This window comes from Microcoleus sp. FACHB-831 (genome assembly GCF_014695585.1).
Classification (GTDB): Bacteria; Cyanobacteriota; Cyanobacteriia; order Cyanobacteriales; family FACHB-T130; genus FACHB-831.
The window spans coordinates 1-22203 of sequence record NZ_JACJON010000045.1; the positions used below are offsets into that span (position 1 = coordinate 1).

At 45.6% G+C, this 22203-nt stretch carries 14 protein-coding genes and 2 pseudogenes; 5 read left to right on the forward strand and 11 right to left on the reverse strand.

What is annotated here, in order from left to right; translation table 11 throughout:
- Nucleotides 1-114 precede the first annotated feature (114 nt).
- Nucleotides 115-963 (reverse strand): annotated as a pseudogene (locus H6F77_RS12035) (transposase); the annotation flags it as partial.
- On the opposite strand from H6F77_RS12035, the gene H6F77_RS12040 reads away from it, so the two are divergent.
- Nucleotides 932-2071 carry a sensor histidine kinase gene (locus H6F77_RS12040; RefSeq protein ID WP_190488750.1) on the forward strand — a complete coding sequence of 380 codons (1140 nt, stop codon included), beginning with the start codon at nucleotides 932-934 and terminating at the stop codon, nucleotides 2069-2071. The pseudogene H6F77_RS12035 and the gene H6F77_RS12040 sit on opposite strands and share 32 nt — an antisense overlap.
- 86 nt (nucleotides 2072-2157) lie before the next feature.
- Nucleotides 2158-2679 carry a DUF937 domain-containing protein gene (locus H6F77_RS12045; protein WP_190488752.1) on the forward strand — a complete coding sequence of 174 codons (522 nt, stop codon included), beginning with the start codon at nucleotides 2158-2160 and terminating at the stop codon, nucleotides 2677-2679.
- A gap of 112 nt (nucleotides 2680-2791) precedes the next feature.
- Here H6F77_RS12045 and H6F77_RS12050 read toward each other — a convergent pair whose 3' ends face one another.
- Nucleotides 2792-4711, reverse strand: coding sequence for an abortive infection protein (locus H6F77_RS12050; protein ID WP_190488754.1), 1920 nt, complete (start codon nucleotides 4709-4711; stop codon nucleotides 2792-2794).
- Between the two features lie 97 nt (nucleotides 4712-4808).
- Nucleotides 4809-5687 (reverse strand): hypothetical protein, encoded by an 879-nt coding sequence (locus H6F77_RS12055; protein WP_242022104.1) that lies wholly within the window; start codon nucleotides 5685-5687, stop codon nucleotides 4809-4811.
- Nucleotides 5688-5938: 251 nt separating this feature from the next.
- Here H6F77_RS12055 and H6F77_RS12060 point away from each other — a divergent pair, with 251 nt between their 5' ends.
- Nucleotides 5939-6853: an OmpA family protein gene (locus tag H6F77_RS12060; RefSeq protein ID WP_190488756.1), complete on the forward strand. Its 915-nt coding sequence runs from the start codon at nucleotides 5939-5941 to the stop codon at nucleotides 6851-6853.
- Nucleotides 6854-6959: 106 nt separating this feature from the next.
- Here the strand turns inward: H6F77_RS12060 and H6F77_RS12065 are convergent, their stop codons facing one another.
- From H6F77_RS12065 to H6F77_RS12095, 7 genes and pseudogenes are all read right to left on the reverse strand, one after another.
- Nucleotides 6960-7760 carry a DsbA family protein gene (locus tag H6F77_RS12065; protein ID WP_190488758.1) on the reverse strand — a complete coding sequence of 267 codons (801 nt, stop codon included), beginning with the start codon at nucleotides 7758-7760 and terminating at the stop codon, nucleotides 6960-6962.
- A 173-nt stretch (nucleotides 7761-7933) separates the two neighbouring features.
- Nucleotides 7934-11626 carry a DNA polymerase III subunit alpha gene (locus H6F77_RS12070; RefSeq protein ID WP_190488760.1) on the reverse strand — a complete coding sequence of 1231 codons (3693 nt, stop codon included), beginning with the start codon at nucleotides 11624-11626 and terminating at the stop codon, nucleotides 7934-7936.
- 176 nt (nucleotides 11627-11802) lie between these two features.
- On the reverse strand, nucleotides 11803-12423 hold the full coding sequence (locus H6F77_RS12075) for an acyl carrier protein phosphodiesterase (protein ID WP_242022105.1): 621 nt from the start codon (nucleotides 12421-12423) through the stop codon (nucleotides 11803-11805).
- 44 nt (nucleotides 12424-12467) lie between these two features.
- On the reverse strand, nucleotides 12468-13928 hold the full coding sequence (gene gatA, locus H6F77_RS12080; RefSeq protein ID WP_190488761.1) for an Asp-tRNA(Asn)/Glu-tRNA(Gln) amidotransferase subunit GatA: 1461 nt from the start codon (nucleotides 13926-13928) through the stop codon (nucleotides 12468-12470).
- 622 nt (nucleotides 13929-14550) lie between these two features.
- Nucleotides 14551-15516, reverse strand: a pseudogene (locus H6F77_RS12085) (protein kinase domain-containing protein); the annotation flags it as partial.
- Nucleotides 15517-15708: 192 nt separating this feature from the next.
- On the reverse strand, nucleotides 15709-16005 hold the full coding sequence (locus tag H6F77_RS12090) for a DUF3593 domain-containing protein (protein ID WP_190488765.1): 297 nt from the start codon (nucleotides 16003-16005) through the stop codon (nucleotides 15709-15711).
- Complete coding sequence (locus tag H6F77_RS12095) at nucleotides 16002-16346, reverse strand: DUF2499 domain-containing protein (RefSeq protein WP_190488766.1); 345 nt, start codon at nucleotides 16344-16346, stop codon at nucleotides 16002-16004. The genes H6F77_RS12090 and H6F77_RS12095 overlap by 4 nt, the downstream gene beginning before the upstream one ends.
- Nucleotides 16347-16566: 220 nt before the next feature.
- On the opposite strand from H6F77_RS12095, the gene csaB reads away from it, so the two are divergent.
- The gene (gene csaB, locus H6F77_RS12100; protein ID WP_190488768.1) at nucleotides 16567-17607 is read left to right on the forward strand and encodes a polysaccharide pyruvyl transferase CsaB; all 1041 of its coding nucleotides are present in this window, start codon (nucleotides 16567-16569) and stop codon (nucleotides 17605-17607) included.
- Between the two features lie 470 nt (nucleotides 17608-18077).
- Nucleotides 18078-19733, forward strand: coding sequence for a hypothetical protein (locus H6F77_RS12105; protein WP_190488770.1), 1656 nt, complete (start codon nucleotides 18078-18080; stop codon nucleotides 19731-19733).
- 153 nt (nucleotides 19734-19886) lie between these two features.
- On the opposite strand, the gene H6F77_RS12110 is transcribed toward H6F77_RS12105, so the two are convergent.
- A complete protein-coding gene (locus H6F77_RS12110; protein WP_242022106.1) occupies nucleotides 19887-22106 on the reverse strand; it encodes an NAD(P)/FAD-dependent oxidoreductase in 2220 nt (739 codons plus the stop codon).
- Between the last annotated feature and the right edge of the window lie 97 nt (nucleotides 22107-22203).

Sequence of the window (22203 nt, forward strand, 5' to 3'; positions counted from 1 at the left end):
TCTCGCTCAAAGTTCCCGTCTAAAAAGCCATTTCATAGGGGAACTGGAACTCAATGTGAACATCTTAACTTCTCCATTCTCAACACTGCTTAGAGCTTAACCGAGAAGTATTGTAAAGAATCCCTCAATTGCCCAACGGCGTTTTCCCCACCAAGTGATGGTACTGCCCTTGAGGGGACGAGTAGAGAGGACAAATCGTTTCTCCAATTTGCCATCTCGTTTGAGGTACAACCAGGAAAGCGTAACCGGGAACAACAAACCATCTAGCTGTATCTGTTGTCCCCGCTTGCATAGTTGGCGAACTTGGCGACCATCGGTTAGTTTGCGGTCACAGCGCACCCCAACAATGGCGGCATAACGACGCTTGCGTACCCCCTTGAGGAAGTCCACGCTACCGAACCCAGTATCGGCGAGGATGATCACCCGGAATGCCTTAGTTAGCTGATTGGGCAGAGTATCAATCAAGCGCAATGCGAGTTGGGCTGGGCTTGGGGTGTCTTTACCACGCCAAACTCGAAACCCCCAAGGCGTGCGAAACTCGCCGACCACTAAGTAAAGCACCACCAAATGCAATCCCCGTTTACCATTGAGTACATGAATCAAGTGTTGGAAATTTTTGAACTTCCCGCATTTGTCTAGTGTTGTCAGGTCAATAATCACCTGTAGCCAAGGTCTTCGTCCTTTTGTCGTATAGCTCAGAAGTCGCTGTAGCATCTGATGGCGTACCGTGCGAATTACCCGTCTAGTTGACCAACGATTCTCATTCAAAAAACGGCTGAGGGCACTAGGGGACTTGGCTTGGCTGTACTCAGGTAAAGGCTTACCCTCCGCTTGCAGGAATAACCCCAACATCGCTTGCAGGTTATCTCGTTGGTATGCCGTCGGCATTAAGCTCAGGAGACTGTAGACTAGCGTTTGGGCGTGTACAAGAATGGTGTTCACTGTTCTTGCTGATATCTGTATTACTTCACGCCCTTTTTTCTCATCAACTGGTACCCACCACAAGCCGAGCATTTGTACTGGTGCAAGATGTCAGTATACCAGTCGCGCGATCGCCCGTCCTATTAGAGCTGTAACTCATGTAGCTCAACGCGCAACTCAAGAATCTAACTTCGACCTGCAAGCACCTGTCAGCAGCGAAGATGAAGTTGGCGCTTTAACCGCTTCCCTCAACCTGCTTATACTCAAAGTAAGCCAGCTTTTAGAAGAACAAAAAGCCGAAGCACAAGCAACTTTAATGCAGAGCGAGAAAATGTCTAGCCTCGGACGCATGATGGCTGGAGTTGCTCATGAAATCAACAATCCCGTCAACTTCATCTATGGCAATACAATTCATGCTAGCGAGTATATTAAGGAACTTTTAGAACTGCTGGAAACTTACCAATGCCAGGTCCCTAATCCTCCCCAAGCAGTTACAGATATAGCAGAAGAGATTGATATTGAATTTCTTAAAGAAGATTTGCCTAAACTATTAGATTCGATGAAGTTTGGAGCAGAACGTGCTAAGGCAATTGTTTTAAGCTTAAAAGATTTTTCTCGCCTGGATGAGGTAACTCCTAACTTGGTGGATCTGCACGGTTGTATCGACAGTAGCCTGCTAATTCTCAACAGCCGTATTAAGAAGGGTATTAATGTCGTTCGTAGCTACGGTGACATCCCAGCCATTGAAGGATACGCAGGTTTGCTGTATCAGGTATTTATGAATTTGATGAGCAATGCAATTGATGCCATAGAGGAAACAAAAAACCCTATAAGCTCCGGATTGCTCGCTATCACGACACAACGCCTAGATCAGGATTGGGTTGTGGTGAGAATTGCCGATAGCGGTTCTGGTATTACATCGGAAAATCAGGCAAAGATATTTGATGCCTTTTTCACGACAAAGCCAAGAGGCGTTGGGACAGGCTTGGGTTTATCAATTAGCCATCAGATTATCGTAGAGAAACATGGCGGAAAGTTGAGCTGCCAATCTGAGGTTGGGGTAGGTACCAGCTTTGCGATCGCTCTTCCCATTAAACATACGCCCGTTGCACCAGTCGCCGCTTCCCAGCTAATTAGGCACTTAGCGTAAAAAATATAACTTTATGTAGTAGTCCGGGAAACCTGTGGCAGATTATGACTGAATATTCAGCATAGTTACTACGGAGTGCCAAGATTATGGGACTTTTTGACCAAATTATCAATGCCCTAGACAATCCGGCTCAGCAAGCCAATCCAGGACAGCTAGGCGGTATTCTGGACACGGTAGATCAAATGAGCGGTCGCTTTGGTGCAGATCCTACCACGATGCAATCAGCCTTGTCGGTTGTGGGTAGCGGCGTGCGCTCCGCTTTACAGCAAAAGCAAGCTACCGAGGGTAATGAGTACGCACAGGGGCTTGTCAATCAATTTGGTGGAACCAATCCAAATTCCCAAATTGTTGATATCCTCTTCTCTGGAGCTATGCAGAACCAACTTATTCAGCAAATTGTACAAAGAACGGGGATGGACCCAAGCATGATTCAAAATATGCTGCCATTCTTAGTTCCTATAGTGCTTAAGTTTCTGCAAGGTGGCGCTAATACTCAGAACCCCCAAAGTGGCAATCCTCTACTTAATAACTTTTTGGATGCTGATAACGATGGCGATGTCGATATGGGTGATGCAATGGGATTAGCCAGTCGCTTTCTAAATCGGTAGGCTAATTTACTTCTGAAGGGGTGGCTGAGAAATTAAACGTAGGGTGGGCAATGCCCACCAAAATTACTTCAACTATCACGTGTTTATTTACGCCCACCTGTTTAGACTTATCTTAATTAGTACGATGCCCTAGCAAAGCAGTAGGCGCAACAGGTTTAATAGTTGGATCAAATCCACCCAATTGATTAGTGCGAATTATCCATAAACTAGCGCCATTTCTCAGGAAAATACTGGTAATTTCATCTTGCGCCCTTCGAGGTAGCATCGTCCGCCAAGTTGTTGCAGATTTCAACAAAGTAGCCATTAATCCGTCAGGCGTGCGCGTTCCTGCCAAATTCCCAGTATTTTTCTTCCAGTCAGATCGGATAATCCCTAGCGGTGCTAGTTGTTTTTCGAGCGATCGCCCCAATTGTACCAACTTCTGAAAACGTAATTTTTGCGGATTGTTTGGATTGCGCCGAAACCACTCTTGAATACGAGGATTAGTCTGCACCGTTTCCTCTATTTTCTTGATTGTCACGTATAGCGCTTGGTTTGAGTCTTGTACGCAACTTGTAGATGGGGTAACTAATGCCGCGCCAGTACCATCACCAATCCTATACCGCGCCGTCATAATGTCCAATTGCTTTGTAAATTCGGCTATTGGCGACAACTTGATGCCATCAAAATCGTAATCTTCGCTAATAGCATCGAGTTTGACAATTACATCAGCAACAGGCCGATTTCCCAGCCAACCCCGTTGTAAATCTCCCATGTAGCTAGACCATTTAATTGCACCAGCAACAATTCCATCTGGATTGTGCGCGTAGACTTGCCGATACTCGATATCAAAGCGCAATTCATCGGTGAATTTATCGCGGACAACAGTGGCAATTCCATAGGAAAAATGCCCGGTAACTACTCCCAAGGGCGATGGTTCGGGTTTGTCTCCACCAATTCCACCGTAGCTGTGAATTACAAGGGCTTTATCTCCTTCGCGCCATTGGGATAAAGCATCGTTTCTCTGGTTGGCGTTTTGAGATAACAGAACAGTTTTAGCTGTTCCTTTTTGTTTTTCAGTATCTTTCCAAACTTCTTTATTGATGTAGTCAAGCGATTGTTTTAAACCAAAACGCACGTCATCCGGTTCGATCCTCATGATGGCGCGTGGTTCTATTGCTTGTGCAACAAAAACACCTTCAGTATCTTTTGCACCATAGATGTACCAACCATATGGATTGAGGGGAGATTTTTCTATAGCGCGATTTGTAGCACGATGAATGCCAACTCTGTCAGCCGTTACTTGGGGAATGCGAATAATTTCTTCGAGTCCATCGAAGTTTTTGGAGTTTTTATTATAGTGGCGAATTAGGAAGCGATCGCTATTACTATCTTTACTTTCTACAACCGTCACTAAGGCATAAAATCTTCCGGTTATTTGTACTGGTGTTTTGCTAATAACCAGCGAAGTACGATTTGCTTCGCCGCCTGAAACCACTACTGGTTCTGGCAGCATAACTATAACATCGTCTTCCGTTCTTGCCCCAGCCAGCGATTTTAAGGGGCCAACACTTTTAATGTTGTTCAACCTGTCGGGATGCAGATTATTTTGTTTTTTACTATCTTCCGTCTCTTTTGTAAAGCTAATATCTCGCGTTACAGCCTGGACATATTGCTGCGCTTCTGGGGTGGGACTCCACTGTAAATTTACAATTTTTCCCACTAAATTTTGATGGGCGCTATCAGCATTATGAACTTCAAATAAAACTAAATCGTCCGTTCCTAGTTGTTCTATAGGCGGTAATATCAGGCGTCCCGTCCACTGACTAACGGGTTGATAAAGACTGGATGATACAGTTTGCTTGGCTGGGTAATAACTCGGTTGATTTAATATATTTTTGATATAAAGATTATAGTTAGAATCGTTGATTATGGTATAGTTTGTACGAGTCTGAAAATAAAGCGTAATACCTATAACTAAAAGAAAAGTCAGCAGGCTAAGACTCAGAATAAAAAAAAACTTGCGTAACCATTTAAGTTTTGACAAATGCATAGAAGGTAATACTAAGTTTTACAGTTAAACTTAGAAGCAACAGGCAAAACGAATTATGAATTACGAATTTATTCGTAATTCATAATTCATAATCTTGTTACCAGCGAGCTTGCGGCCCAGCCCAGACGTTGTTTACCCGTTGACCAAAGACTGCTGGTTTATCCTCGGTTGCGGCTATTGTTTGGCCATTTATATCAACAGCCCAGAGGGGCCAATTTTCCTCACCCAGTTCGCCAGCCCGAAAGAGAACGCGACCAGGATTGGTGCGACTCCAGCCTAGCAAAACGGCGGTACTGTATTGAGAGCGGTCAGGCGCAACAGTGCTAGTGCGGTTTAGCTTGCGATCCCAAATAACCGCATAGTCAGAAGCATCTGACGTGCTAAACAAACCTTCAAATTGACGTGCGAGGATGCGATCGCCATCAGGCGACCAAGAGATAGGAATCAATATAGCAATCGTTCCTGGCATATCGGCTTCTTCGTTAGCAGCAAGAGGATTGTCAGCCAGGGGAGAAGATGCCGTAATCGTCCGCAAATCGCCAGTCTTCAGATTTTCCAGAAACATCACGCTGGTAACGCGGCTGCGGTACAGTTCTGGCTGCACATCCATCTGAATCCGGGTGTAAGCAGCATACTGACCATCTGGAGAAACTAACGACTGACTGCGATAGTAGCGCAACCCGGAAGCACCCTTGGCGGTAACTTCAGCGTGGGTTGTCATCACCCAATTCCAAGGGATGGGATGGGGGCTATCGAGGGGGTCAATCTGTACCAGTTGTTGAGTCATGTCGGGGGCAGCGGATTGCACTTCCTTTGAGGACTGGGCAAATGGCACGGTCGCTGGGCGTGCGACCCTAGACACTTTATTAGTGTCAGCTATGGCAGATAATTTGGGAGCCATCAGCAGCGGTGCCGCTAATAGGGGGAGGTATGCTCGGAGGCAAGACCATCTACTGCGGGGTTTGGGTTTGGACATTGATTCGGGGTTAGCTCGTGAAAACGGCGTTTTTTGTGTGAGGAGCAACGCCCCAAGAACAGTGCTATGTTCTTTATTCTATGTACAACAATTAACAATCCATAAATTGCATAATTTACTAAAGTTTTCATAGAGTTTACACCAAGGCTGAGCAATCCTTTGCTAAATTTTCAAGGATGTTAATGGCTCGTACCCGTCCACAGGGGATGAGCAAGTGGTAGTTTGTCTTTAAGAATTTTTTTAGGGTGGGGATGAACTTGGGGAACACAGTAATAAAATCTGCGCCAACCGTCACGAGGACGTACCGCAGGGAATCTATCAACCGCCGTCCTTGGTTGGTGATTTTGCTCTATCAATTGCTACTGCTGGGCATTGGCGGTAGTTTTGCATGGCTTTTGGGCATGATCTTGGTGAACTTCTATCCCAATCGCAACCCAGAGGTGCCTCTAGTGGTGAAAGTTTTGGAAGGGTTAAAAACTCGAACGCCAACTGATGCTTCGCCCAGTCCCAGTTCTTCGCCTGCTAGCTCAACTGCTGCTGATGTTGCTAAGGGAGGGGTACAAGGGGGGTTAGGACAGACGCAGCGGCAGCAATTACAAACCCAATTGCAACAATTGCAGGCGCAAATGAAGTTGGTGCGCGATCGCACGAGTTCCATAGAAATGGCTCTGGGCAAAAGTCGCGATAAGGAACCTGTAGAAACAAGATTGCAAGCCATTTCGGAACAACTCCAAGCCCCCCCTGCTACGCCTCAAAGTCAGGTCAACGCCAATGCCAATCAAGTATCTGCCTCATCCCCGCCGCTGTTTCAAGGTGAATCCTTAAAGGTCACTCTGCCCAGCGACGTGTTGTTTAAAGACAACTACAGTGTTATGCGTCCCCAAGCGGGCTTAATTTTAGACAAAGTAATCGCCGACTTGGACAAGTACCAGAAAGCGACAATCCGTATTGCTGTCCATACCGATGACGCTGGTGATGTCCAGGACAATCGAGAATTGTCATTTCAACGCGCCAGAGCAATCGATCAGTATATATCTCGTACTTTGAGCAAACAGCATCACTCGATACTTGTTGGCTACGGAGAAAGCCGTCCATTGGTTGAGAATATCTCCATTGTCAACCGTCAACGCAACCGCCGAGTTGAAATTGCAATTTATTCCAATTAGGCTGGTTTACATGGTTTAACGGTTCGCGGTTCATCGCCTATTTGCAAGGAACAATAAACCGTTAAACCATCTGGCAGTGAAGGCGGAGAGTCAGTGGGACTTTTTATTAGGACTTTTCAGCCCGTGCTAGTATTTTTTCCATGTCGGCTAGGCCGATAGCGCCTGTGAAAGCCTCGCCGTTCATTACAAAGAAAGGCGTACCTTCAATACCCAAAGCAGTTGCCAGTTGTACATCCTGTCCGATTGCAGCATTGGCAGCATCGCTGGCGCGATCGCTGTTAAACTGCTCCAGATCCAGAGTTAGGTTTTGGGCGATCGCAACATACAACTCTTCACCTAACTTATCTTGCTGGGTAAATAGCTCGTCGTGAAACTCCCAGAATTTGCCCTGTTTGCCCGCCGCCCAAGCAGCTTTAGCAGCAGGTAAGGCTTGAGCATGAATTGCAGCCAAGGGGTAATGTTTAAATACCAACTTGACTTCATCCTGGTGATTGGCAACGAACTGTTTTAGAGTTTTATGAGCTTGGGCACAATAGGGGCATTGAAAGTCTGAAAACTCTACCAGCACAACCTTTGACTCTGGTGCGCCAGTAGTAGCAGACTCCCCAATAACTGTTTGGGGATTGGTTTTCAACTGCTGCAAAAATGCCTGCTGTGCTTGGCTTAACTGCTGTTGTTGTTGCTGTTGGTATGCCTGGACAGACTCTAGAATCGCTTCCGGGTGTTCGCGAAGAATCTGCAAAACTTGTTCTTCCAAGCGCGGACTGATGCGGCTTGCGGCGAAGGCGGGAAGCGACCAGCCGGACAATACTAGACACAATAGCAACGCTGTTGCTATTCGCAATGGTTTCTGGGCAGCGCTTAGGAAGCGGGTAGAAGCGATCGCCCAAAATGAAAATCGACGCATAAACGATCTCACAACTTACTGACACGATCCAGTATGCTCGACATATCGAATAACTGAACACAGCTATAGGGGCGATCGCTCTTTATAAGCAGTTGCGTTTTCAAGGCTAAATTTCTTAATTTGAAAATTAGCCTTGAGGGTAATATTCTTCCTAAAGCGCACCTTATATTTACTTAAATCGTTGTGCGATCGCGAACTTTTGTTGCAGGATGGACGCTGGCACTAAATCCCGCAGAATTGAGCGCTTCTACAGCACGTTTGTGGTTTTGCACCCAAAAAGCTTTGCCTAATTTCACAAAGGCAGTTTGATTTTTACCTACCACAACTGCTATTACCGGAACTTTTGCCTTATTGCGATCGCCTGAGTATTCTTTCAAGATACTCCGCAAATTATCGAGTCCGCGTTCTTCATTTACTCGCTGCGGTGTCAGTTGTATTCTCACCTCATAATCGGCATCAATTGGTACGTTATCTTCATCATTGTTGTCCGAGTATGTTGGAAAATTAGTTTCCTGTTCTTCTACTGGGGGCGATGTTGTTTCTGCCACCAACTGTTCTACTGGAATTGGCTGAATGTCTTCAACAATTATCTGAGTTCGCTCGTCTTGCTTGTCTACTTTCCCTTTAATAATTAAAGGCGTGTCTGTCACTAGGGATGAATTTAGAGCTTCATAAGTTCTGGGAAAGACTACACCTTCGGCTTTACCACTTAAGTCTTCCATCTGCAAAATCGCCATGCGATCGCCTTTTTTAGTCGTCACTTGCTTAACTTCTATTATCAGAGCGATCGCTGTTACTTTTGACTTATCACGCTGTTCGTTTAGCTGGCTGATAGTAATAGGAGCAGGCTCCATTCCAGCAGCTACTTTTTCTATCGATTTGAGAGGGTGTTCGGAAACATAGAAGCCTAGCAATTCTTTTTCCATTTGCAGCTTTTCTGCTGTTGAAAAATCTGCTACTAAGGGCAGTTTGGGAGCCGGACTTCTTACCTCTGCCAGGTCAAAAAGCGTGGGCTGATCCGAAGCTTTTTTGCTTTTCTGCGCCCAACTTGTAACTAAAGGTAGGTGCTCAACTAATTGCTTGCGGTTTTTCTCGATACTATCGAAAGCTCCGCATTTTATAAGCGCTTCTAAGGCGCGGCTGTTGACGCTGTGGAGGTTAATGCGATCGCACAAATCCGCCAGGGATGTAAATTTGCCTTCTTTATCCCTAGACTCCAAAATACAAGCGATCGCTCCCTCTCCCACATTTCGTACCGCCGACAACCCGAACACAATCTTGCCTTCCATCGGCGTAAAATCAACAAGCGAACGATTAATATCCGGCCCTTCCACCACAATTCCTATATTTTGAGCATTGGTGATGTACTTCTGCACCTTATCCGTATCGCCACTGTTAGCCGTCAGCAGCGCCGCCATGTATTCAACTTTATAATTTGCCTTTAAAAAAGCAGTTTGATAAGTGACATAAGCATAAGCCGTTGAATGGGATTTATTAAAACAATATTCAGCAAATTGCACCATCTGCTCAAACAATGCTTCAGCTATTTTTCTTGACACTCCATTTCTCGCCGCACCATCGATAAAAGTGTCGCGCTGCTTCTGCATTTCTTCGGCTTTCTTCTTGCCCATCGCTCTACGAAGTAGATCCGCTTGACCCAAAGAATATCCAGCCAAATCTTGAGCCATCTTCATAATTTGCTCTTGGTAGCAAAGTATTCCGTATGTTTCGTTAAGAATTGGCTCTAACAGTTCATGAGGATAATCTATGTTTTCTCGTCCGTGCTTGCGATCGATAAACTTAGGAATGAGTCCTGCATCTAATGGCCCCGGTCGATATAGTGCGAGAATTGAGGAAATGTCTTCTATATTTGAAGGCTTCAAGTCGCGTACTATTTGACGCATTCCCGAAGATTCTAGCTGGAAAATTCCTTCTAAGTCGCCATTTTCTAATACTTTATAAGTTTTTGCAACTTCATTGGGTTTATTCTTTATTTCGCCCTTGGCTAATATTTTATTAGCTCTTCTTTCCTGATCGGTCACATCATCGGGATTAATAGAAACATTCTGGTGTTCTTTAATTAAATCTATGGTCTTTTGGATAATCGTTAGATTCCTCAAACCCAAAAAGTCCATTTTCAACAAACCCAGTGATTCCAAATCTTCCATGAAATACTGAGTAATTACAGCACCTTCGTTATTCACTTGCAGCGGCACAATTTCATCCAGCGGTTCTGCCGAAATTACTACACCTGCGGCGTGAACCCCATAGGTTTTGTTAGTCCCCTCAATTCGCATTGCCATCTCAATCCAGCGGCGGACTGGAATACTACTTTCTTCACCGCTAGTAGGGTCTTTAATTTTAATTTCGCTGTTTTCGTAAGCGCTTTTAAATTCCGGTGACGGCGTATCATCGGAAATCATCACCTTGAGTTTTGTTGGCTTACCTCTGACAACGGGAATCAACTTCGCCATTTTGTCGGATTCCCCGTAGGGAATGTTCAACACGCGGGCGACATCTTTTAAGACAGCTTTAGAAGTCAGCTTGTTAAACGTAATAATTTGGGCTACGCGATCGCTACCATATTTATTGGTGACGTATTCAATTACTTTGTCTCGATTGTCAATACAGAAATCCGTGTCAATATCAGGCATTGACTTCCGTTCTGGGTTCAAAAATCGCTCGAATAGCAATCCGTGATGCACCGGGTCAATGTTAGTAATTTTTAGGGCGTAAGCAACAAGAGAACCCGCCGCAGAACCACGACCTGGCCCGACTGGAATATCGTTATCTCTGGCATATTTGATATAGTCCCAAACTACTAAAAAGTAGGTGGAAAATCCCATGCGCTGGATCATTTTTAGTTCGTAGTCCAGGCGCTCCCGATATACTGGCTCAAGTTCTGAGTAAGATCTGCATTTGAAGCGTTCTCGCAGTCCTTCCCTAGCAATTTCCTCTACATAGGTGTCGGCGGTATGATCTGGAGGAACGGGATAATTGGGGAGGCGTGGCTCGCCCATAATGTCGTATGATTTTACTTTATTAGCAACTTCTAGAGTGTTAGCGATCGCCTCCTCAATTACCTCATCTGGCAAGTGATCGCGAAATAGTTGCGCCATCTCTTTTTCTGACTTAAGATACTCCGTCCCGCTGTAGCGCAGGCGCTTATCTTCTGTAATTAATTTGTTTGTATTTATACACAGCAGCGCATCGTGGGCTTCTACGTCGTAGCAAGAAATGTAGTGGGAGTCATTTGTTGCAACAATTTTAATGTCAAGTTCCCTGGCAATCTTAACAATTTCTACGTTAACAACTCTGTCTTCCCACTGACCGTGATCTTGAATTTCTAGATAGTAATCTTCGCCCAATAAATCTTTGTACCACAGCGCTACCTTCCGCGCTTCGTCTAACTTTCCTTGTAAAATATTTTGTGGTATTTCTCCAGCCATACAGCCGCTGGTGACAATTAACCCTTCATGGTATTGTTCTAATAGTTCTTTATTAATACAAGGACGGGAAAATATACCTTTCCCCTGTCTACCTTTTAAGTGGGAAATAGTAGTTAATTTGACTAAATTTTTGTAGCCTTTGGTATTTTTAGCTAGAACGATTTGGTGATATTTGCGGCGACGCTCTTGTTTATCAATTTCGCCGTTGATGATATACATTTCATTGCCGATAATCGGCTTAATATTTTTAGTACGACAGACTTTTATTAACTCGATTGCGCCGTACATAACGCCGTGATCTGTAAGAGCGATCGCGGGCATTCCTAATTCTACAGCTCGCGCCACCAACTGCGGTAGTTGACTGGCACCATCGAGCAAACTGTAATCGCTATGAATGTGCAAACCAACAAAAGACATGGCTGTTTCACTAAACTGGTAGGATTGACATTATACTAGCGTATTACACGCCTGAGCTTATTTCCTTTTTATTTTAATTAACACGCTTGCCAAACCGCAAAAGTTGCCCTAATAATAAATAAATCCACTTAAACGTAGGGTTGGTATTACCGGACTGCAACTAGAATTAATGAGTTTTATCTTACTTTGTAAGTATATTCAGTTAAATCTGTAAAGAAAAGAGAGAAATCTGACTCTAAACGCTCATAGTTAGCCCTTAAATCTTCTGTCGCATCGCCTAAACTATTTTCTCTTTTTAATCTCAACGATATTCTTTTAAGCGCGTTGCCGATTCCTTGAATATCAGCATAAGACATCAATACATTATTGCCAATTATCCTGGGAAGGATTTCTATAAGCGACGGTGGAAGTAGGTGGTGATTATCCTGTAATATAGCATACACATTTGCTGCAAATTCATTGAGCGGTATAGATGAATATGTTGACCAGTTCTTCGCTAAAAAATGATCGTAAAAAACGTCGATAATAATTCCAGCATAACGTTTATTAATATTACTAATTAATTTTTTGCTTTCACGCACAACAGCATGAGAGTCAGTATAAGCATCAACTTGTCTATGTAGTTGTATGCCTTTTTTTATTGCCATTGGATAGATGTTAAAAGCTGCTTGGCCTTTTACAAAATCCCCTAACAAATTACCAAGAATTGATTCGGGTGAATTGTCGGCTAGATATAAATGCGCCAGGTAATTCATATGTATATATAAAATCAAGTTTGATAATTGTTCATTGCTCATTGAGTAGGGCAAACATTAATGAGCAATGAACAATAAATCGCTAGTTAACCCAGTTGCGGTGCGCGTAGATGCCAGCTAGTAGATTGCTCGTAAGCATAAGCCACCTGCAAAAGCTGATCTTCTCGCAAGACATTGCCAATCAACTGCATACCAATCGGTAATCCCTTTTCATCAAACCCACAAGGCAAACTTAATGCAGGCAAACCAGCCAAATTAACTGGAATTGTCATTAAGTCGGAGAGATACATACTTAAGGGGTCATCTGTTTTTTCCCCAGCTTTGAATGCAGTTGTCGGCGCAGTAGGACACACTAAAACATCAACTTTTTCAAAAGCGTCCTCAAAGTCTTTCTTAATCAAAGTGCGGACTTTTTGCGCTTTTAGATAGTAAGCGTCATAGTAGCCAGCAGATAGCGCATAAGTCCCCAGCATGATCCGGCGCTTGACTTCTTGACCAAACCCAGTGGAGCGAGTTTGGGTGTACATGGATAGAAGATTGTCGGGATCGGGAGCGCGGAAGCCATACTTAACGCCATCGTAACGGGCGAGATTGGCCGACGCCTCAGAGGGGGCGATAATGTAGTATGTGGGCAAGCCGTAGCGGAAGCGGGGACAGGAAATGACGTGGATTTCGGCTCCCAACTGTTGCAGCAAGTCGATCGCTTTGGTGACAGCTTTTTCAACTACAGCGTCTAAGCCTGCGCCAAAGGTTTCTTTAATAACGCCTATTCTGAGGATACCTCTGGCGCGAAAGTTGGGTTTGAGTAATTTGGAGTAGTCGGGGATTTGGACGTTTAGGCTGGTGGAGTCTTTGGGGTCATAACCAGCGATCGCGCCGAGCAAAATTGCCGCATCATCTACAGTGCGACCAAATGGCCCAATTTGATCCAACGAAGAAGCATAAGCCACTAGGCCATAACGCGAAACCAGCCCGTAGGTTGGTTTCAACCCCACGATGCCGCACAAAGACGCTGGTTGGCGAATAGAGCCTCCCGTGTCGGAACCGATAGCTACAACACACTCCCTCGCCGCCACAGCCGCCGCTGAGCCGCCAGAGGAACCACCAGGGACTCGCTCCAAATCCCAAGGATTTGCCGTAACTTGATAGGCAGAAGTTTCCGTAGAACTGCCCATCGCGAACTCATCCATGTTGGTTTTGCCCACCATCACCGCACCAGACTGGGCGAGTTTTTGCGTAACGGTTGATTCGTAGGGTGGGATGAAATTTTCCAAAATCCGGGAGCCGCAAGTCGTGCGAATCCCCTCAGTACACATATTGTCCTTGATGGCGATGGGAATGCCAGCCAGCAGCCCAATTTCTTCACCAGCGGCGATTTTGGCATCCACCGCTTTTGCCTGTTCTAAGGCTTTATCGGCTGTTACGCACAAAAAGCTGTGCAATTTAGGCTCTAGGTTTTGGATGCGCTCTAAAGCTTCTTTGGTGATTTCTACAGCCGAGCGATCTTTGCGGATGAGTTGTCTGTGCAACTCGCGGATGGATGCCATACAGCGCTACCTTTTCGTCTCACATTCCAGCCTTACATTATATGTTATGGGTTAAATACGGTGTCTTTAAAAGACTATTGGGCTATGCAACAATACGATTTTGGATTTTAAATTTTAGATTTTAGATTTTGCAAGCCGCGCCAGTAGCTCGTTTCAGAACTTAAAGCCTAGAATTTTAACCTAAATGGTGTAAAGCATTCTAGCTCTTGTCAGTAAGCGCCCGTTACCTATGCAGCGCCCATGCCCTTACCCAGAACATAAATCGCAATTTTGTCAAGCTTAATATTGTCGATGCTTGAGAGATGGCGATCGCTTGTCCCTATTTTGTAAACAACGCCAAAACTTTCATATTTCCGCAAACTGTTATGAACAATTAAGCAGAATAAAGTTAATATTCGCCTAAATCATAACAAAGTTATGATTTAGGCGGTGGATTAAACTGAGATTTCAATTCTTCCAATTCCAGCTCAATTTGGCTTTTGGCTTTTGAATTACTAGCAGAAGAACCTTGTGGCGAACTCGATTTCTGATTTCCACTTTTGGGTGGGGGGGGACTAAGAAACTGAGACGAAACCTCCGCTAACTCCGCATCAATTTCGGTTTTAGATTTAGCACCAGGTACTTTGATGTCTGGTGGATTTGGCGCTAATATAACAGTAGGTTTTGTTGGTGTTACTGGTGTTTGGCCGATGAATGTTGCTGTTTCATTCTGCACCCCATTCAATTCTTTTATAACTTCATCTGCGGATTGATAGCGTCTAATCGGGGCGCTTTGCAGCATTTTGTCTAGAATTCTGCCAAGCAAATCGCTAATGGGATTTTTCAAGAATTGCCGCCACACCCAGGCATCTTCGTTAAGATCGTAGAGATCTAAGGGTGACATCTGTGTTAATAAATGAATGCAGGTTACGCCTAAACTATAGATATCGCTGGCAAAAAGAGCTTTGCCTCTAACTTGCTCTGGTGCAACATATTCCGGGCTACCAATGCTCGTTCCCGTCTGGTTCATGGCGTTTCCGCTAGCAAATTTAGCAGCCCCAAAATCCACTAAAACAAGCTTGCGATCGCTCTCTCTCCTAATAATATTCTCAGGTTTAATATCCCGGTGAATCACCTGATGGCTGTGGACAAATTGCAGCACCAACAACATATCATTCAGCAGCGATTTTATCCGATCTTCGCTAAACGCACCATACTGCGACAATTCTTGTGCTAAATTTTGCCCATCGATAAATTCTTGCACCAAATATTGTCGATCGTCTTGCGTAAAATACGCTAGCAATTCCGGTATCTGGGGATGTGCGCCCAACTCATCCAGCCGCACAGCTTCTTGGTTAAATAGCTCAATTGCTTTCTGTACCGTGCTAGTCCCCTGCGCTTGCGGATAAAACTGTTTAATTACGCAGCGCGGTTTTGAGGGTTTATCTTCATCCACAGCCAGAAAAGTTCTGCCAAAACCACCCTGTCCGATGGGTTTGATAGCTTTGTAGCGCTCTCTAAGCACCAATTTTGTACCGCAAGTTAGGCAAAACTTCGTCCCATCAGGATTAACAGGATTTGGGCAATTAGGATTTAGGCAATAGCTCATAGGAAGTAATCAAGTATTAAGTACGAACTATGAAATATGAAATGTAATTTTTGAAATTTTTGCTGACACTCTTGCGGATAGTACCTTTTATCCAACTCGCACCAAATATTCTTTATTCTTTATAGTTGATCTCAAATCCGGATGATTAGCGATCGCCACACCCACGCCATCACGTTTTTGAGCTAACCCACTTCATTTCGCCGCCTGCTTGCTCTGAATTACACCCTGTCTGAAACCCAGCACTATCAAAATATTAGAAAGCGTCAAAAAAAATTCCGCTCCCCCGTGTAGCCAGTCTATATTTGCTAAAGACTCACCATAACTAACTTTGGCGTAAATTCCTGCTGGAATAGTGACGCCAACAAATACCAACGTCATATAAAATCCAATCAGCGCTAAACGCGGCATCTGTCCAGAGCGACTGATAAACCACAAAAAACCCAAGTAGGGAAATAGGGATAGGGCGAAGAGGGCTTCTTTAGATATCATTGTTGTGGTTCTGAATAAGTAGAGATACTCGGCTTGCTATCAGTAGTAGTGGTTTTTGTTCGCCAAATCCACCAAGCAGCTGCCCAAAGTGTAAAGTTACCAACTAAAGTCATCCCAGCTTGCAAGTTGACAAGCCATTCTAAAGATTCGGGGTTATCAAAATAGTGCCAAGTACAGGCACACATAGCACTGACTAAGGCTGGTAGCATCGCCAAAGATAAAGCTCGCCAAGCCCGGTTGCGGCTAACTTCACCGTAAGTCCAGATCAACCAAATGGCAACAATCCACTCGATGACGCTGGAGATGTGAATAATCCAAGTGGGAATAGATAAAGCGTGCATTAATCAATTTTAGATTTTAGATTTCGCCCCGTTGGAGTTTCTCAACCCCTAGTGCAAGATACCAGGATGATGGTCTTACCTGCTACAGCGGTTCTCATTCCTATAGAGTAATTTTGATCGAGGCTGGTGTGTATTAGTCCGTCTGAGGAATTTAAATAGACTGAGAGCTGGCTGATTTTGGTATCCTACCAAAATCCCAATCTAAAATCTAAAATCCCAAATGACGAGGGCGGTATTGTGCGGTTATTACGGTCAAGGCAATGCAGGCGATGAGGCATTGCTGGCATCGCTGTTACAAATGTTACCAAATCATATAAAGCCGCTGGTACTTTCTGGCAATCCAGATTGGACGCACAAGCGCTATGGTGTCGAAAGCTGCGATCGCAAGTCTTTCTTCCAAGTCCTAAGCGCACTCCGCAAGTCAGATTCATTTATCTGGGGTGGCGGTAGTCTCATACAAGACGCCACCAGTGCTGCCAGTCCCATATACTATGCCGGATTGATGGGCTTGGCACAGCAGCAAGGCTTAAAAACTATTGCCTGGGCGCAGGGTATTGGCCCGCTGAAACGCCCGTTGACTCGCTCTTTAGCAAAAAGAACCTTCACGGGTTGCGAGGCCATCAGCGTCCGCGATCGCGCTTCTGCGGCGTTGCTCCAAGAGTGGCACCTTTCTTGTACCTTAGCCCCCGACCCCGTTTGGGCATTGGACGCATCACCAGTTAAAGGATTGTGGGATTTACCCGCCCCTAGAGTAGCCGTTACCTTACGCGAACATCCGCAACTAACCCCAGAACGGCTAGAAACCCTGACCCAGGCTCTAGTTGACTTTCAAAAAGCTACCAATACTTGCATATTACTCGTCCCCTTCCAAGCATCCAAAGATTTGGCGATCGCTCAGTCAATTCAACCCCGCCTACCCGGTTCCAGTCATATTTTCTCTCTAGAAGATCCTAGAGAATTAAAAGGCTTGTTTCAGGGCGTCGAAATGGCTATCGGGATGCGCTTCCACAGCCTGATTATGGCAGCTTCACAAGAATGCCGATGCTTTGCCCTAAGTTACGACCCCAAGGTTAACGCCCTCATGCAGGAATTGAATATGCCTGGATGGGATTTAAGCCAATTGCCAGACGATTGCAATACTATCAGCCAGACTTGGTTGGAACACTACGCCAATGGCGACCCACTTAATCCTCACCAAATTCAGTCATTAGCAGACAGGGCGCTGATGCATCGAGATGTACTGGTGCAAGTATTATCTTAATAGTCAGCGGCATTTTATATTTTAGTCAGCGATCGCTACCCTTCCCGCCATGCGGCGAACCTGACCGTCAATGCATTCTACGACCTAACCAAAATTACATCCTGTTGATGGTTTAATTCTGGTACATTCTGTATAACTCAAAATTTGTTGTAAGCTGTTAAACATTTAATTTGCCCCCGCACTGCCCAAAAGTCTTGAAATGCATAGCTTTTATTTCTTTTGTATGAGTGCCTGTCTTGCCCCAAGATCCGGGGAAGCAAAGCTACACCCGGATTTGGGGCGCTTTTAACTTTTGACTTGCTTATGACGAGTTTTGTAGATGATTTTAAATTAGGTGATGTTGGGCAAGGTGGGTGGTCAAAACTGCTGTAAAAACTTGAGATTTAGCACAAATCCTAGAACCACACCGACCATTAACCCGCGCAAAGTTAAGAATAAACCGAGGATTCCTAAATCTCTGAGATTGAGCAATGAGTGAAGCTGATAGCACCCAAGAAAATAACCAGTCCCAGCCTCTACCTGACGCATCTGATTTGATTGAGTCCATACTCGCTGCGGCTATGGATGCGACAGAACAGGATTTGATTGATGCGGCGATCGCATCAGAAAACTTACAAGTGTCAGATCCCACAGAACCGAAAACTATTGAAACCATTGTCGTTGATTTCACAAAGGCAACGGAAAACAACACCAGCGATGCGATCGCCGCAGACAACTTAAAAGTTTCAGATGAAACAGTTGCAGATCCTAATACCGAAGAAATTAGATCTGAAGCTAGGCAGATAGTCAACGATGTTGGGCCACCTGACTTAGAGGATACAGGCCAAAATTGGGAGCCAGATCGGACAAGAGAATTTGCAGGAGCTATTTCTGCGGATGTCGCAGATAGCGCCAGTTCAGCCGCAGACAGTAACAACTTAGTTGCAACAAATGAAGCGACAGTTCATCTTCCAGCATCAGAGGCGGATTGGTTAGCACTGATACAAAAGTTGCGATCGCGCAATCGCGGCTTGCTTAACCGAGTGAATCAACTGGAGAAAGGATTAGAAGAGTGCCAAGAAGTAATAGAGTCGCACAGACAGAGAGCGCGATCGCAAGAAACAATAATCCTTGAACAAACTTCGGAACTCGATACCGCTCAAGAGCAATTGTCTAGGACGTTCCGCGAGTTGGAACTGTCCCATCAAGTCGCCCAGCGCCAGCAAATTTTGATCGAAACTTTAACAGAGCAGCTCGAAAGCAGCCAAGAACGCATAGCTCAAATGGAACGGGAATGCGCTTACACGGCTCAGCGCTGCAACGACCAAACCCACGCTTTGCTGCAAAGCGAAACGACAGTACGCGAGTTGCGCGATCGCTTGCAACGCCAACAACGCCACACCCTGCAATTTAAAACAGCGCTAGAAAAATGTCTGGAAATGCCTGCGATAAACTCTGACGGCAATCCTGAGATAGCTGGTTCTCCTGGTCAAAGCTTATCGCAGCGCCGCTATATACAAAATATGCTGGCAGCCAAGGCTCTAATACCTAAAGCGCAGCCAATTCGACCTTGGTCAGCACAACCGTCAGCTTCTTCGGAAGATAACGATCTTGAAGATTCCACCTGGACTAACTCACAGGAACCAGAACCTGATTATGGGGATAGCTCTGGCGAATTGGATTGGATAGACGCAGTATTAGATGCTGAAGATCGGCCAACAGACCAAAAAGCAGAAGAAGTAGATAGTGAGTTGCTTGCCGAACAGCCAGAGCTAGCGACTATATTTCAAATGATTGACGACTTGAACGAGGATTTGCCTCTCACACCAGCCACAGAGAGGAGCAATGCCTTCTCAATAAGTAGCGATAGTGAAACTATACCAAGCAGCGATCGCACTTTTGAGTCGTATGTGAATCAGGCTGAAGATGTTCCCCTGACAGTTAGCACCCAGCCGGAGGGCGTAGGTTCAGCGCAAGATTTAGACGCAGATTCAGAAAGCGATCGCGAACCTAGCTCTTATACTCAAGAAATCCTCTCCCAACCCAACTGGCCTTCACCAGTACTTTATCCGCAGCGCCCCTCTAAAGGTCTGAAGTCGCTAGCTGCTGTAGAATTACCCACCTTTCCTAAAAAGAACGGCGGGTAATAAGTACAACAACTGAATTAAATCGTGTCATTTTGTAGGGTGGATTGACTAAGAAACCTACATGGACAAGGGTTTGATGGGGTCGGCTCGCGCTCTACCCATCCTCCAAATCATTAGGTCTTTACCCTTTTACCGACAAGTAGGGGTGGAATGTTAACCTCGCCCCCTGCCCCTATCCTGCAAGGATAGGGGTTGGGGCTGAGGTTCCATCGCAGGGATGGGGGGTGGGGTGTTTAGGTCGGTTTTATCCAAACCGTATTGGCCTAACTCCTGACGATTAAATGCTTTAGATCGATTTTTACTCTTGCCCGCTGTGAGAGCATAACTTACAGTCAGCAGCCAAAGCCATAGGGCTGGATACTTCTGCAACCCAGCCTCCAATCGGCCAATTACTCCAGGCAGCCAACCCCCCAGCACCCAGCGAGCCAAAGAAAAGCGCGTGAAGTTGAAGTAGCTGCCCAGCCAGCGCAGAATATCCTTCGCACCTGCCATCTCCCAGATCCAGAGTATTAAGGCAGGGTTTAGCCAAGCTGCCTTGAGCGCCAGTCTGTTGAATGTCAGCCATTCGATTCTGTCCTTGATAAAGGCGTCTGCCACTGGCAGGGGTTCCATCGCCAAGATACCAAAGAAGGTATTGAGCATGGCGTTAATCCGCTGAGGCGGTAAGTGGCGCCAAGTGGTAACCATCATGCCTTTGGAAAACAACCACGTAACTGAAACGTTGCTTTGATAGGCGCGAATTTGGTTTAAGTGGCGGGCAGCGAGGAGATTATGCTTGAGGGCGGTATCGAGGAGGTTAGTCAAGCGCGAGAGATTGCGAACTAGAGAACCAAATCCGGTGAAGACTAGGGGAGATTGGAGCGAGGCGGCATCGCCAATGGAGATAAGTCGGTCGAAAGCAACGGCGCGATCGCTATTTCCCACACTAAAATGACCTGGAATATATCCAAATGTTGGCTTTTTCCAAACCAGCTTTTCCATATCGCATCGGCGATACTCCGGCAGAATTGTGAAAAAGTCTTCGTACATCTCTAATAAAGAGCCGGGATTGTCTGGGTGTACCTGATGATAGTGGAACAAATAAATGGTGACTTCCTCGCCAGCGGCGGGGAATAACTCCCAAATCAGCTGGCGTCCCCGCGAAATATCCCCGTGACTGTTGAGAACGTCGCCGTAACGAGAATCCCACACCCCAGGCTCAAATCCGCTGGCAATTACAGCGCCCACTGTTGGGCAGACGCTATCGAAGGTGCGACCTCCATTCATCTGCCACGCAATGGGTGAAGCTGTTCCCATCGCATCCACTAACAAGCGCCCGCTTGCTTGTTTCTCAGATTTCGTTGGCAGGTGCTGCGTCTGAACGACTACTTGCTCTGGTTGAATATCAGCCCGGATAAACTCTGTCTCGTCCCAAATTTCTCCCCCAGCTGCCCGCAGTTTTTCCCCACACACTTGCAGGAGTTTTTCGGCATCTAACCCCACGTTGAGTACTGTTGGCGTGTGTAAAACTTTAGCTCTCAGGTTCGGTGGGTTGTTACCATCGAAGAATTTATGGAATCCGTCGATATATTCAGCGGCAATCAGGCTTTCAAATTCAGCGGGGGTAAATAAGCCCAAGTCAATTAAACTTTGAAACTCATCGCGGGAAATGTTCCACTCGCGATTCATTCGGCCAAAGGGCAACCGCTCTAATAGCAATACTCGATAGCCCATTTGCGCCATTACTGCGGCGTGGATGACGCCTAATGCTCCACCCACATAAATTAGGTCATACTCGGATTCTGGATTTGGCTCGTTCCCAGGGCTGCTGCTTTGATAATGGGATTTTGGATTACAAAATATTACCTGTTTGGGTTGCTGCGGATTGCGGACGCTTTCGCGCCAACGCTGCTCCCACCAATAGACTCGGTTAAGGTCGTATTCCCCGTTGGGCATTTTCTGGAAGAACCGCACTGTTTCCGGGTAATGGGGAGCTAGAGCCTCAAATATAGACTGCTCGGACAAATTAACTGCTGGTGGTGCTGGATATTGCAAAGGGAAGCGGTTTCTCAGGAGGTCGCTAAGCTGTTGCAGTATTTGTTTTTCATCAGGAACTGGCTTGTGGCTATAGCGGAAAACCTTGAGATATGTTGTTCGTTGCACCGACCAGACAAAGGCAGAAATTTCCGCATCCTCGTTATTGGCGATTTCCGGAATTGTCGCGGTAGGCGATGTAGCGGTGTGATTACTGTTGCTAGTGCCGCTAAATTGCAATTTGATGCCGTCTGGTGTTACAGTCTTCTCCCCTTGCTTTGGCAAAAATTCCTGTTGTAACCAGGTACGCACGGCTTCTATGTCGGGGGTTGGAACTTCTAAGTAAAGGATTTCTCTCATATTAATGATCTCGCTGCGGAATCTATTACCAAGGAAGACAGAGTAATTAAGGGTCAAAGTACGCTAAACTGCCGGATACTGATTGATTAAAATTCAT